Origin of the sequence: Luteibacter anthropi (genome assembly GCF_011759365.1) — a bacterium.
Taxonomy (GTDB): domain Bacteria; phylum Pseudomonadota; class Gammaproteobacteria; order Xanthomonadales; family Rhodanobacteraceae; genus Luteibacter; species Luteibacter anthropi.
This window is the reverse complement of the sequence record NZ_JAARLZ010000007.1, coordinates 145,547-158,096: the sequence shown is the minus strand read 5'-3', so window position 1 is coordinate 158,096 and position 12,550 is coordinate 145,547. Positions and strand designations below refer to the sequence as shown.

12 protein-coding genes are annotated in these 12,550 nt (G+C 65.4%); 3 read left to right on the top strand and 9 right to left on the bottom strand.

From position 1 onward, the window contains the following. Positions 1-117 precede the first annotated feature (117 nt). The 9 genes from HBF25_RS14115 to apbC all read right to left on the bottom strand — a co-directional run bounded on the left by HBF25_RS14115 (position 118) and on the right by apbC (position 8,720). On the bottom strand, positions 118-1,425 hold the full coding sequence (locus tag HBF25_RS14115) for an adenylosuccinate synthase (protein WP_166949459.1): 1,308 nt from the start codon (positions 1,423-1,425) through the stop codon (positions 118-120). 54 nt (positions 1,426-1,479) lie between these two features. Continuing rightward, positions 1,480-2,349 carry a protease modulator HflC gene (gene hflC / locus HBF25_RS14110; protein WP_166949457.1) on the bottom strand — a complete coding sequence of 290 codons (870 nt, stop codon included), beginning with the start codon at positions 2,347-2,349 and terminating at the stop codon, positions 1,480-1,482. After that, the gene (gene hflK / locus HBF25_RS14105; RefSeq protein WP_166949455.1) at positions 2,346-3,473 is read right to left on the bottom strand and encodes an FtsH protease activity modulator HflK; all 1,128 of its coding nucleotides are present in this window, start codon (positions 3,471-3,473) and stop codon (positions 2,346-2,348) included. The genes hflC and hflK overlap by 4 nt, the downstream gene beginning before the upstream one ends. A 162-nt stretch (positions 3,474-3,635) precedes the next feature. Further along, positions 3,636-4,943 (bottom strand): ribosome rescue GTPase HflX, encoded by a 1,308-nt coding sequence (gene hflX, locus HBF25_RS14100; protein WP_166949453.1) that lies wholly within the window; start codon positions 4,941-4,943, stop codon positions 3,636-3,638. A gap of 89 nt (positions 4,944-5,032) precedes the next feature. Continuing rightward, positions 5,033-5,293 (bottom strand): RNA chaperone Hfq, encoded by a 261-nt coding sequence (gene hfq, locus HBF25_RS14095; RefSeq protein ID WP_166949451.1) that lies wholly within the window; start codon positions 5,291-5,293, stop codon positions 5,033-5,035. A 90-nt stretch (positions 5,294-5,383) separates the two neighbouring features. Continuing rightward, a complete protein-coding gene (miaA, locus tag HBF25_RS14090; RefSeq protein WP_166949449.1) occupies positions 5,384-6,361 on the bottom strand; it encodes a tRNA (adenosine(37)-N6)-dimethylallyltransferase MiaA in 978 nt (325 codons plus the stop codon). A 61-nt stretch (positions 6,362-6,422) separates the two neighbouring features. Next, entirely contained in the window at positions 6,423-6,920 is a 498-nt protein-coding gene (locus HBF25_RS14085) for a hypothetical protein (RefSeq protein ID WP_166949447.1), read from the bottom strand. A gap of 87 nt (positions 6,921-7,007) precedes the next feature. Beyond that, positions 7,008-7,574 carry a dCTP deaminase gene (gene dcd / locus HBF25_RS14080; RefSeq protein WP_166949445.1) on the bottom strand — a complete coding sequence of 189 codons (567 nt, stop codon included), beginning with the start codon at positions 7,572-7,574 and terminating at the stop codon, positions 7,008-7,010. Positions 7,575-7,634: 60 nt separating this feature from the next. Then, a complete protein-coding gene (gene apbC, locus HBF25_RS14075; protein ID WP_166949443.1) occupies positions 7,635-8,720 on the bottom strand; it encodes an iron-sulfur cluster carrier protein ApbC in 1,086 nt (361 codons plus the stop codon). A gap of 324 nt (positions 8,721-9,044) precedes the next feature. Here apbC and HBF25_RS14070 point away from each other — a divergent pair, with 324 nt between their 5' ends. From HBF25_RS14070 to HBF25_RS14060, 3 genes are all read left to right on the top strand, one after another. Next, a complete protein-coding gene (locus HBF25_RS14070; RefSeq protein WP_166949441.1) occupies positions 9,045-9,515 on the top strand; it encodes a DUF2147 domain-containing protein in 471 nt (156 codons plus the stop codon). A gap of 279 nt (positions 9,516-9,794) precedes the next feature. Then, positions 9,795-11,897 carry a methionine--tRNA ligase gene (gene metG, locus HBF25_RS14065; protein ID WP_166949439.1) on the top strand — a complete coding sequence of 701 codons (2,103 nt, stop codon included), beginning with the start codon at positions 9,795-9,797 and terminating at the stop codon, positions 11,895-11,897. Positions 11,898-11,922: 25 nt separating this feature from the next. Further along, positions 11,923-12,531 (top strand): RnfABCDGE type electron transport complex subunit B, encoded by a 609-nt coding sequence (locus tag HBF25_RS14060; protein ID WP_166949429.1) that lies wholly within the window; start codon positions 11,923-11,925, stop codon positions 12,529-12,531. Positions 12,532-12,550: the final 19 nt, after the last annotated feature.

Genomic DNA, 12,550 nt, shown 5'->3' with positions numbered 1-12,550 from the left:
GCTCCTACAGGGGTATGGTTTTGCTGAAACCCGTCGCGCGAAGCGGGCTCCTGCAAAGGGCGTAAAAAAACGCCAGTCTTTCGACTGGCGTTTTGTTTTACCGGGCCTGCGAAACGATCAGCAGCCGCTGTCGTTGCCGAACGGGTCGTCGAGGACGATCGTGTCGTCGCGGTCGGCACCCGTGGCCACCAGGGCCAGCTTGCAGCCCGACAGCTCTTCCACGGCGCGCAGGTAGGCGCGCGCGGCCGGCGGCAGCTTGTTCCAGTCGCGGATACCCGCGGTGGACTCGGCCCAGCCCGGGAATTCCAGGTACACCGGCTTGCACTCGTCCCAGCCGTCGGCATCCAGCGGCGCCAGTTCGCGACGCTTGCCGCGGTATTCGTACGCGATGCAGACCTTGATGCTTTCCAGGCCGTCGAGCACGTCGAGCTTGGTGATCGCCAGGCCGTCGATGCCGTTGATCTGCACGGCGCGCTTCAGCGCCACCAGGTCGATCCAGCCGCAGCGACGCGGACGGCCCGTGCTGGCACCGAACTCGTTGCCCTTCTTGCGCAGGGTCTCGCCCATCTCGTCGTTGAGCTCGGTGGGGAACGGACCGCCGCCGACGCGCGTTGCATAGGCCTTGCAGATGCCCAGAACGTAGTCGATATCGCGTGCGCCTACGCCGGTACCGGCCAGCGCACCGCCGACCGTGGTGTTCGACGAGGTGACGTACGGATAGGTGCCGTGATCGATGTCGAGCAGCGCGCCCTGCGCACCTTCGAACAGGATGTTGCCACCCTCGCGACGCACGTCGTGCAGGATGGTGGCGACGTCGTCGACCATCGGCTTGATGTACTCGCCCCAGGTGAGCGCTTCGTCGAGGACAGTCTGGTAATCGACGGGCTCGGCCTTCAGCCACTGCGTGAGCACGAAGTTGTGGTACTCGACGGCAGCCTTCACCTTCTCCGGCAGCTCGTGCGGATACATGAGGTCGGCGACGCGGATCGAGCGGCGGGCCACCTTGTCTTCATAGGCCGGGCCGATGCCGCGACCGGTGGTGCCGATGGCCTTGGCGCCGGAGGCGACTTCGCGCGCCTTATCGACGGCAATGTGGTACGGCATGATCAGCGGCGTGGCCGGGGAGATCTTCAGGCGGGCACGCACATCCACGCCCTGGCCTTCCAGCTCGGCGATTTCGCTCATCAGTGCGGCCGGGGAAAGCACGACGCCGTTACCGATGAGGCACAGCGCGTCGTCGCGCAGGATACCCGAGGGAATAAGGTGCAGGACGGTCTTCTTGCCCTTGATCACCAGCGTGTGACCGGCGTTGTGGCCGCCCTGGAAACGCGCGACGGCGCCGACGCGCTCGGTAAGCAGATCGACGATCTTGCCCTTGCCTTCGTCGCCCCATTGCGCGCCGAGGATGACTACTGACTTGCCCATGATGATGATGCTCTCTTCAAGGTAGGTTGCCCGCGAGGGCGATGTGGAGACCGGTTAGCGCTGACGACCGGGGCCGTCGTTGAGGTAGCGCAGGAATTCGGAATCGGGCTTCAGCACGAGCGTACCCTTGCCATCGGCGAAGGCTTTGCGATACGCGGCGAGGCTCCGGTAGAAGGCGAAGAACTCGGGATCCTGGCTATAAGTCTGCGCGTAGATGGCCGCAGCCTGCGCATCGCCGTCGCCCTTCACCTTCGTGGCGTCACGGTTGGCATCGGCCAGCAGCACGAGCTTCTGGCGATCGGCGTCGGCACGGATCTTCTCGGCGCTTTCCTGACCGGTGTAGCGCAGCTCGTTGGCCAGCTGCAGGCGCTCGGCGCGCATGCGCTTGTAGACCGAGCCACTTACTTCGTCGGGCAGGTCGATGCGCTTGATGCGCACGTCGACCACGGCGATGCCCAGGGTCTTGCGGGCCACGGCATCGGTCTGCTGGCGCACGCGCTCGGTGATGTCCTTGCGGCCACCGGCGATCAGGTCTTCGAGCGGACGGGCATTGAACTCGTAACGCAGTGCGTCCTTCACGATGGGCGTGAGGCGCTGCACGGCCTGGATCTGCTCGCCCGACGTGGCGCGATAGTAGGCGGCGTTATCGGCGATGCGCCACTTCACGTAGAAGTCGACGTTGACGCTCTTCTTTTCGAGCGTGAAGTAACGCTCGGGCTGGGCATCGAGACCCAGGATGCGGTTGTCGAAACGCATCACCTGCTGGATGACCGGCACCTTGAAATGCAGGCCGGGCTGGTAATCGGCACGCACGATGCGGCCGAACTGCAACAGCAGCGCGTTCTCGCCTTCCTTCACCACGAAGGCACTGTTGAAGCCAAGGAGGACCAGGGCGACGACGATGAGGCCGGAGATGATCTTCACTGGGCATTCCCCTGCGCGTTCGGCTCGGTGGTCGCGGACTGCACCACGGTGCCTACGCCCGGCACGTTGCGGACGCTCGAGTTCGACTGGCCGTCCACCGGCAACTGGATGATGTTCTTGCCGTTGGTACCGTCGATGACCTTGGGGTTGCCGGCCATGACTTCCTCGACGGTTTCCAGCCAGAGGCGACGACGCGTCACTTCCGGCGCGGCACGGTATTCCTTGAGGATGAGATTGAAGCGCTCGACATCGCCATTGGCGCGGGCGATGCGCTCCACGCGCTCGGCTTCGGCCTCGGCGGCGATGCGGGCGGCTTCACCACGCGCCACCGGCACGACCTGGCTTTCGTAGGCGCGGGCTTTGTTCTCTTCGCTCTGTTTGTCTTCGCGCGCCGCGTTGACGTCGTCGAAGGCGTCCTTCACTTCCTTCGGCGGAGCCACGTTCTGGAAACTGACGCCGGTGACGGTGACGCCGGCATCGTATTTATCGAGCGTGGCCTGGAGGATGTCACGCGTCTGCTGCTGCAGGGTTTCCTTGGCGGCCGGAGCCACGCCCGTGACGGGCGCCTGGTCTGGCGCCGGGCTGTCGACGCCGGGCGTGGTGAGGATGTTGTCCATCACGTTGGCGCCCACCACCGAGCGCACGGCGGCCTCGGCCGCATTGGCGATGGTGCCGTTCTCGACGTCGGCGTTGGAATACAGGAACTTGCGGGCGTCGGCGACCTGGTACTGCACGTTGAAGTCGATGGCGATGATGTTTTCATCGCGGGTAAGCATCGACACGTTGTCCGAGATGGAGCGGACCTGGGTCGTCTCCACCTTGGTCACCGTTTCGATCGGAGCCGGTGCCTTCAGGTGGAAGCCGGGCGGCAGGATGCGCGAGAACTGGCCGAAGCGCAGCACCACGCCGACCTGCCGGGCATCGATGACCGTGTAGCTGGAGACCAGCAGCCAAGCCACGATGAACACGGCGATGATGGCTGCGACGCCACCACTGCCTGCACCAAAGCGACCGAAACGGGCCTTGATGTTCTTGATCGCTCCGTCGAGGTCGGGCTTGCGCCCGCCTTGCCGGTTGCGGTTCCAGGGATCCTTCTGGCCGTTACCGGGTTCGTTCCAAGCCATGGGCGACAGTCTCCTTCGGGGACCGGAGGTGGGCGGCTGACAAGCCATGATCAGGCCGACACGACGGCAGCGAGCGGCGGGCGTCATTGCAGACCCGGCACCGCGCCGGATCGGCACGCAAACAGTGTTAATTCTACCAGAAGGCCATGGCGATGCGACGGGTCAGAAATCCGCCCCGGCCGGCTCGATCAGTTCGCGTAAAGGCCTTGCATGCTCGTCATCGCCCAGCAGCGGGGCCAGGACGGAACGCGGGGCATCGATGTCGAGATGCCAGCCGTGTTCGTCGATGGCTTCGCCCACGATGGCACCGGCCGCTTTCAGGCGGGCGTGCAGTCTGCCGGCGGTGAGAGGAAGCTCAAGACCGGTACGGATGCGGTCACCGCCAAGCAGTTCGCCCAGAGCCTGGCGCAGGCCTTCAAGGCCCTCGCCCGAATGGGCGGACAGCCACACCTGGCGTGGCAGCCCGTCGTCACCCCGGTCCACGCGGGCTTCCGTATCGACGAGATCGATCTTGTTCATCACCGAAAGCTGGGGGACGTCGCCCGCGCCGATCTCTTCGAGCACCTCGTCCACCACGCGGCGCAGCAGCTCGCGCTCCTCGTCGGCGGCGTCGCTGACATGGATCAGCAGGTCGGCATCGCGGGCTTCGGCCAGCGTCGCGCGGAAGGCTGCGACCAGGTCGTGCGGCAGCTCGCGGATGAAGCCGACGGTGTCGGCCACCACGGCCGGCCCGCAGGACAGGCCGTCGATCTTGCGTACTGTCGGGTCCAGCGTGGCGAACAGCTGGTCGGCGGCATAGACCCCGCCCGTGGTCAGCGCATTGAACAGCGTGGACTTGCCGGCATTGGTATAGCCCACCAGGGCCACGCGAGGCACCGTGTTGCGCAGGCGCGCGCGGCGTTGCTGGTCGCGCTGGACCTGAACCTTTTCAAGGCGTTTGGTGAGCATCTTCACCCGCTCGGCAAGCAGGCGGCGGTCGGTTTCCAGCTGGGTTTCACCCGGACCGCGGTTGCCGATGGCACCGCCGCGCTGGGCGTCCAGATGGGTCCAGCCGCGCACCAGGCGGGTGGCGATGTGCTTGAGCTGCGCCAGCTCCACCTCGAGCTTGCCTTCGTGCGAACGGGCCCGCTGGGCGAAGATGTCGAGGATGAGACCGGCGCGATCCACCACGCGGGTCTTCAGGTGTTTTTCGAGGTTACGTTCTTGCACCGGGGTGAGCACGTGGTCCACCAGGACCAGGTCGGCCTCCAGCGCGCGGACGGCCTCGGCCACTTCGTCGGCCTTGCCACTGCCGATGTAGAAACGGGGGTTCGGGGTTTCGACACGTGCGGGGATGCTGGTGAGGATCTCGGCGCCTGCCGAGGTCACCAGTTCGGCGAATTCCTCACCACGACGCACCGCGTCGCCCTCGCCGCGCGAATGCGGCAACACCAGGATGGCCCGGTCGCCTTTCTTTTGCCTATCGAACACTTAGCGGGATAACCTCATGAGTGATGAAGGGCGCGCGCCGCATGCGTGCGCGCGCCCGACCCCTTATATGGGTTTCCTTCGAAGGCCCCTCAACCCTCGACGTCGCCCGACGCCGACTCCGCGTGGTTTTCGTGACCGCCAACGCGCACGTTGCGGCTCGGCACCACGGTGGAAATGGCGTGCTTGTAGACCATCTGGCTGACCTGGTTGCGCAGCAGCACCACGAATTGGTCGAACGACTCGATGGTGCCCTGCAGCTTGATGCCGTTCACCAGGTAAATGGCGACCGGCACGCGCTCGCGGCGCAGTGCATTCAGAAACGGATCCTGCAACGATTGCCCTTTGGACATTCTTCTTCTCCCCTACGTTTTTATTGTGCGGGTCCGGATAAAGAACGCCCCGCGGCGCCCCGGCCCAAGTTTTTTGAATCTTAACTGCATTTAAACGTCATCTGGAAGCGGCCGGCGTGACGACTCCGGCATTCCGAGGAACAGTGCCAGAGCCGCCGAGGCCTCCGGCAACGGATCGACCCGGTCAGGGTCGAACGTCCGTGCGTCCAGCTCGCTGCGCAGCCAGGTGATCTGGCGCTTGGCAAGCTGGCGGGTGGCATAGATACCACGGTCTCGCAAATTCGTGGCGTCTCCGTGACCATCGAGATATTCCCACGCCTGACGGTAGCCCACCGCGCGAATGGCTGGAAGATCGGCGTGGAGGTCGCCGCGGGCCCGCAGGGCCTTTACCTCGTCGAGAAAGCCTTCGTCCAGCATCTGCGTGAAACGCCGGGCGATGCGCTCGTGCAGGGTGGTGCGACTCTCCGGCAGCAGGGCCAGCTTGAGCACCCGCCATGGGAAGGGCTTGCGCGCCTGGCGCTGAAGCTCGCTGATCGGGCGCCCCGTCAGCTCCATGACTTCGAGCGCCCGCTGGATCCGCTGGGCATCGGCCGGCTTGATGCGCTCGCCGGCCTCGGGATCGGCCGCCGCCATGCGCGCATGCATGGCGGCCCAGCCCAGGCGGGCCGCCTCCTCAGCAAGACGCTCCCGGACGGACGCGTCAGCTTCCGGCAACTCCGACAGCCCTCGTTGCAAGGCTCGGAAATAAAGACCCGTACCACCCACCAGCAGCGGCACCCTGCCGGAGGCCGCCACCGCTTGCATGGCGGACACTGCATCCGTGGCGAAATCGGCAGCCGAGTAAGGCTGCGCGGGATCGCGGATATCGATCAGCTCGTGCGGATAACGGGCGAGCGTGGCCGCATCGGGCTTGGCGGAACCGATATTCAGGCCACGATAGACCAGCGCCGAATCGACCGAAATCAGGCCGACCGGAAAGCGGTCGGCAAGCTCGCAGGCAAGCGCCGTCTTGCCCGAGGCGGTAGGGCCCATGAGAAAGATGGCGAGAGGGCGTGCGTCGGACGACATTGCTGTCCCTGAAATAGAAAATCGCCGGCCCGAAGGCCGGCGATTCCCGGAGAGTGCTGCGTTACTGCTGGGTCTGCGGATCGTAGGCGCCGCTGGACGCCGACTTGCCCTGCATGTGGTCGGGCAGCGCCGCCTTCTGCGGGGTGTCTTCCAGCGTGCGGGCATCCTTCTCGACGGCATTCAGGCGAACCAGCTCGCCCTTCTTGTCGTAATACACGGCAAAGCCGTAATCGAGCGCCATGCGGGCCATGAAGCCCAGGTGGGCGTCACGGATCTTCGAATCGTCGCTGGGCAGCAGGAGCACCGTCTTCGGCAGTTTGCCCTGATCCTTCAGGTACGCGAAGTGGCTGCCCGTATCCGCTGCGGAGAGCACCGCGTTGTCCACGAGGAACTGGCCGCTCTTGTACGCCTTCACGGTGTAGTCGAACTTGCCTTCGGTGGCGCTGGTGGCAACGTGGTCGTCCTTGGAGACGCCACGGTGGCAACCGGCAAGCACCAGCAGGCTGGCAAGGAAGACCGCGGCGACGGCGCGGGTCATCAGGGTGGGAAGTCGGATCATCGGTGTCTCCGTGGATCGGGTGCGGCTTCGGAAAAGGGCGAGTCTACCGCGCGCGGATGTCGCGCGCGGCTGGGACCGGGCGGGCGTTCAGGTGCTCGGCAGCGTGACGCCGCGCTGGCCCTGGTACTTGCCGCCACGGTCGGCATAGGACACCTCGCAGACCTCGTCGGACTCGAGGAACAGCATCTGCGCCACGCCTTCGTTAGCGTAGATTTTTGCGGGCAGCGGCGTGGTGTTCGAGAACTCCAGCGTGACGTGGCCTTCCCACTCGGGTTCGAGGGGGGTCACGTTCACGATGATGCCGCAGCGGGCATAGGTGCTCTTGCCCAGGCAGATCGTCAGCACGTTGCGCGGGATGCGGAAATACTCCACGGTGCGCGCCAGCGCGAACGAATTCGGCGGGATGATGCAGACATCGGACTTGATGTCGACGAAGCTGCCCTTGTCGAAGGCCTTCGGGTCGACGATGGTCGAGTTGATGTTGGTGAACACCTTGAACTCGTCAGCGCAGCGGACATCGTAGCCGTAGCTGGACGTGCCGTAGGACACGAGACGATGGCCGTCACGCTCCCTCACCTGGCCCGAGGCGTACGGCTCGATCATGCCGTGCTGCTCGGCCATGCGGCGAATCCACTTGTCTGACTTGATACTCACTTACGATCTCCCTCGCTGGAGCGGGAAAGGTATAGGAACGCCCCCTTCCACGCCACTTGTTTACGTGTTCTGGATGACGATCTTCGGGAAGGAAATGGCCTTGTTGCGCGCTTGCAGCGACAACCTTGCGGCCGCTGAGCGGGCGATGGACCGGTAACGGGCCGTAAGGTCCGAATCGGGGATGGCGGCCACCGTCGGCTTGCCGCCGTCGGCCTGCTCGCGGATGCGGATATCCAGAGGGAGATCGCCGAGGTAGGCGATGCCGGCCTCTTCCGCCATGCGCGCACCGCCACCGTGACCGAAGATGTGTTCCTCGTGGCCGCACTGCGAGCAGATGTGGGTGGCCATGTTTTCCACCACACCCAGCACCGGCACCTCCACCTTGCGGAACATGCCCAGCGCCTTGCGGGCATCCAGCAGCGCGATGTCCTGCGGGGTGGTGACGATGACCGCGCCGGAGACCGGCACCTTCTGCGAGAGCGTGAGCTGGATGTCGCCCGTGCCGGGGGGCAGGTCGATGATGAGGTAGTCCAGGCCGTCCCAGCGGGTATCGGTGAGCAGCTGCATCAGGGCCTGGGTGACCATGGGGCCACGCCAGATCATGGGCGTGTCCTCGTCGATCAGCACACCGATCGACATGGCCTGCAGGCCATGGGCCCGCATCGGCTCGATGCTCTTGCCATCCGGGGAGACGGGCTTGCCGGACAAACCGAGCATCTTCGGCTGGCTGGGGCCGTAGATATCGGCGTCCAGGATGCCGACGGTGGCGCCTTCGGCGACCAGCGCCAGGGCGAGATTGACCGAGACGGTGGACTTGCCCACGCCGCCCTTGCCCGATGCCACGGCGATGATGTTCTTCACGCCCGGCAGGGGAGCGAGCTGGCCCTGCACCTTGTGGGCATGCACCCGCCAGCTCACCGACACGGCGGCCGACGCAATGGCGGGCTCAGCCTCCAGGGCCGCACGGGCCTCAGCGGCGGCCTGTTCGACATAGCCCACCGCGGGATAACCGAGCTGGATATCGACGGACACACGGTCGCCATCCACGCCGATGGCACGGATCGCCGCCGACAGCGGCTGACCGGAATGGGGATCGACGACGCGGTCGAGTACGCCGCGCACGAGGGTTTCGCTGGCCTGGGACATGGGGAGAAGTGAGGAAAATCGAAGATGACATTATTATGCCAGTCTGGGGGGCTCGCCGGTCTTGCGACTGTGGGAAGGGGAGCTTCGTACCGTGGAATCGTCGGGTGAATCGCCTGTACCGGTCGCGCGCAAGGCGCGCTCCTACAGTCTTGCCGTGTAGGAGCGCGCCTTGCGCGCGACCGCCCCGAAGCGACACCCAGCCCTGTAGGAGCGCGCCTTGCGCGCGACCCGGCCAGGGCGACCACTCCGTGGCGCGATGCAACTTGACGATTCCTGCCGCCTTTCGTCAGTCTCGGGCCATACCTGACCGTATGGGGAGTCCCGATGTCCGTGAACCACCTGATCCGCACCACCGCCGCCCTCGCCTTCGCGACGGCCGCCCTCCCCGCCCTCGCCTCCACCGATACCCCGGTGGGCAAGTGGAAGACCATCGATGACACCACCCACGAGGTGAAGTCTGTCGTCGAGATCACCGAGAATGGCGGCGTGCTTGAGGGCAAGGTGCTCCAGGTGCTCAAGCCCACCCCGGGCGCCGCGCGCGACGCGCAAGGCCACCTCATCTGCGCCAAGTGCGACGGCGAGCGCAAGAACAAGCCCATCGAGGGCATGACCATCATGTGGGGCCTGAAGAAGGACGACGACCAGTGGTCGGGCGGCCAGATCCTCGACCCGTCCAAGGGCAAGATCTACAAGGTCAACCTGAAGCTGGTGGACGGCGGTAAGAAGCTCGATGTGCACGGCTATATCGGTTTTTCCCTGCTCGGTCGCAGCCAGGAGTGGGTGCGCGACGAGTAAGGGCCTACGTCGCCTCCAGTCGGCGCCCGGATCAACCGGTCGCGCGCGAGGCGCGCTCCTACAGGGTGCGGGCTTCGCTTCGGGCTGGTCGCGCGCGAGGCGCGCTCCTACAGGGTAGGGGATTCGCTTCGGGTGGTCGCGCGAGGGCGTTCCTACAGGGTGGGTTTGTAGGAGCGCGCCTTGCGCGCGACCGGGACAACGCGTGACGCCTCATTCCACGGCCCGCTGCCAGCGGGCGCCATGCCATAATCCCCGGTCCCATAGCCGACCGTGAGCATCATGGCCCGCCGCATCCTCGTTACCAACGCCCTTCCCTATGCCAACGGCCCGCTCCACCTGGGCCACATGCTCGGCTACATCGAAGCCGACATCTGGGCGCGGGCGCAGCGAATGCAGGGCAACGAGGTCTGGTACGTGGCGGGCGAGGACGCCCATGGCACGCCGATCATGCTGGCTGCCGAAAAGGCCGGAAAGACGTCCGAGCAGTACATCGACGACATCCGCGCCGGCCACGAAGCCGACTTCGCAGGCTTCCACTTCAGCTACGACCAGTACCACACCACGCACTCGCCGGAGAACCAGGAGCTCGCCACGGCGATCTACCTGCGCCTGCGCGATGGCGGCTATATCGCCCGCCGCGACATCCAGCAGTTGTACGACCCCACGCGGGACATGTTCCTGCCTGATCGCTACATCAAGGGCACCTGCCCCAACTGCGGCACGCCCGACCAGTACGGCGACAACTGCGAGAACTGCGGCGCCACCTATGCGCCCACGGACCTGGTGAACCCCTACTCCGTGATGTCCGGCGCCACGCCGATCCTGCGCGACTCCGAGCACTACTTCTTCGAACTGGGCAAGTTCGAGCAACTGCTGCGTGACTGGTTCGCCGGCAATTTCACCGACGGCAAGCCCACGGCCGACAGCAGCGTCGTGGCCAAGCTCGGCGAGTGGATCGATGGCGGCCTGCGCGACTGGGACATCTCCCGTGACGCGCCCTACTTCGGCTTCCCGATTCCCGATGCCCCGGGCAAGTTCTTCTACGTGTGGCTCGATGCGCCGGTCGGTTACCTGGCCTCGTTCAAGGCACTGTGCGAACGCACCGGCCTGCGCTACGACGACTTCCTCGGCAAGGACAGCACCGCCGAACTGCATCACTTCATCGGCAAGGACATCATCAACTTCCACGGCCTGTTCTGGCCGGCGATGTTGCACGGCGCGGGTCTTCGCGTACCCACCGCGCTGCACGTCAACGGCTACCTCACCGTGAACGGCGCGAAGATGTCCAAGTCGCGCGGCACCTTCATCCAGGCCCGCACCTATCTCGATGCAGGTCTCGACCCCGAAGCGCTGCGCTATTACTTCGCCACCATGCTCGGCCCGGCGCCCGTCGACGTGGACCTCGACCTCAAGTCCTTCGAAGAGCGCGTCAATTCGCACCTTGTGGGCAAGTGGGCGAACATCGCCAGCCGCACGGCGGGCTTCCTGCATACCCACTTCGCCGGCAAGCTTGCGGATCGTTTCGATGCGGAAGCCACCGCCCTCTGGAGCGACCTGCTTGGCCAGTACGACGGCATCGAAGCGCTCTACGAAGCTGACGAATACGCCGAAGTCACCCGCCGCTTTGTCGCCATGGCCGATATCATCAATGGCTACATCGCCACGAAGGCACCGTGGGTCATCGCCAAGGATGAAAACCGCCGCGATGAACTGCAGCAGGTCTGCACCTTCGCCATCCATGCCTTCCGCCTGTTGTCCGGCCTGCTGAAGCCCATCGTGCCGACCACCGTGGCCGGCGCCGAAACCTTCCTCGGCGGCTCCATTGAAAACTTCGCCGATGCCCGTCGCGAACTGTTCGGCCACACGCTCAACGCCTTCACGCCGCTGTTCGCCCGCCTCGATCCGAAGAAGATCGAAGCCATGGTCGAAGCGTCGAAGGAGTCACTGACGCCAGCCGAACAGGCGCGTGAAGTGGCCAAGGCCGACACCAAGAAATCGAACAAGCCCAAAGAAGCACCGAAAGCCATGACCGAGACCACCAACGAATCCGCCACCATCTCCATCGACGACTTCGCCCGTCTCGACCTTCGCATCGGCAAGGTCGAAGCCTGCGAATTCGTGGAGGGCTCGGACAAGCTTCTGCGCTTCGAACTCGACGCCGGCCCGCTGGGCAAGCGCCAGATCTTCTCCGGCATCCGCGCCGCATATGGCGAACCGGAAAAGCTCATCGGCCGCAACGTGGTGTTCATCGCCAACCTCGCCCCGCGCAAGATGCGCTTCGGCCTGTCCGAAGGCATGATCCTGTCCGCCGGCGAAGGCGGTGCGGATTTGTTCCTGCTCGATGCCGACCAGGGCGCCGCACCGGGCGCCACCGTCCGCTGATCGCCCTATCGGCCGTGCGCCAGCCATGACGCCAACGCTCGCCGACCGCATCGACGACCTGCTCCCACAGACCCAGTGCGAGCAGTGCGGCTTCCATGGCTGCCGCCCGTACGCGGAAGCCATCGCCGCCAGCGAAGCGGACATCAATCGCTGCCCGCCGGGTGGTGCCATCGGCATCGCCCGGCTTGCCGCCCTGCTCGATCGCCCTGCCATTCCTCTCGACACATCCCGTGGCGACGAGAAGCCGCGCACGCTCGCCCGTGTGGTCGAAGCCGAATGCATCGGCTGCACGAAGTGCATCCAGGTCTGTCCCGTGGATGCCATCGTGGGCGCATCAAAGCTGATGCACTCCGTGCTGAGCGACCTTTGCACGGGCTGCGAACTGTGCGTGCCCGCCTGCCCGGTGGATTGCATCCGACTCGACCCGATGCCAGCCGCACAGGCGGAAGACCCCGCTCACGCCGATGCAGCACGCCAGCGATTCCAGCGGCGCGAAGCGCGGCTGGGCCGCCAGCGTGAACTGCGCGAGCAACAGCTCGCCGCCAGCAAGCGGGACGTCGGCGCGCCGGCTGCACGCAATGCCGTACTGGAAGCCCTGGCCCGCGCCAAGGCAAAAAAGAAGGACGCTCCGTGAAGAAAGCCGACATCGTCGA

Coding starts and splice junctions, on each gene's coding strand:
- apbC (WP_166949443.1), bottom strand. CDS start 8,720: ATGTCCCAGGCCAGCGAAACCCTCGTGCGCGGCGTACTCGACCGCGTC.
- HBF25_RS14060 (WP_166949429.1), top strand. CDS start 11,923: ATGACGCCAACGCTCGCCGACCGCATCGACGACCTGCTCCCACAGACC.
- hflK (WP_166949455.1), bottom strand. CDS start 3,473: ATGGCTTGGAACGAACCCGGTAACGGCCAGAAGGATCCCTGGAACCGC.
- HBF25_RS14070 (WP_166949441.1), top strand. CDS start 9,045: ATGTCCGTGAACCACCTGATCCGCACCACCGCCGCCCTCGCCTTCGCG.
- hfq (WP_166949451.1), bottom strand. CDS start 5,293: ATGTCCAAAGGGCAATCGTTGCAGGATCCGTTTCTGAATGCACTGCGC.
- HBF25_RS14085 (WP_166949447.1), bottom strand. CDS start 6,920: ATGATCCGACTTCCCACCCTGATGACCCGCGCCGTCGCCGCGGTCTTC.
- miaA (WP_166949449.1), bottom strand. CDS start 6,361: ATGTCGTCCGACGCACGCCCTCTCGCCATCTTTCTCATGGGCCCTACC.
- metG (WP_166949439.1), top strand. CDS start 9,795: ATGGCCCGCCGCATCCTCGTTACCAACGCCCTTCCCTATGCCAACGGC.
- HBF25_RS14115 (WP_166949459.1), bottom strand. CDS start 1,425: ATGGGCAAGTCAGTAGTCATCCTCGGCGCGCAATGGGGCGACGAAGGC.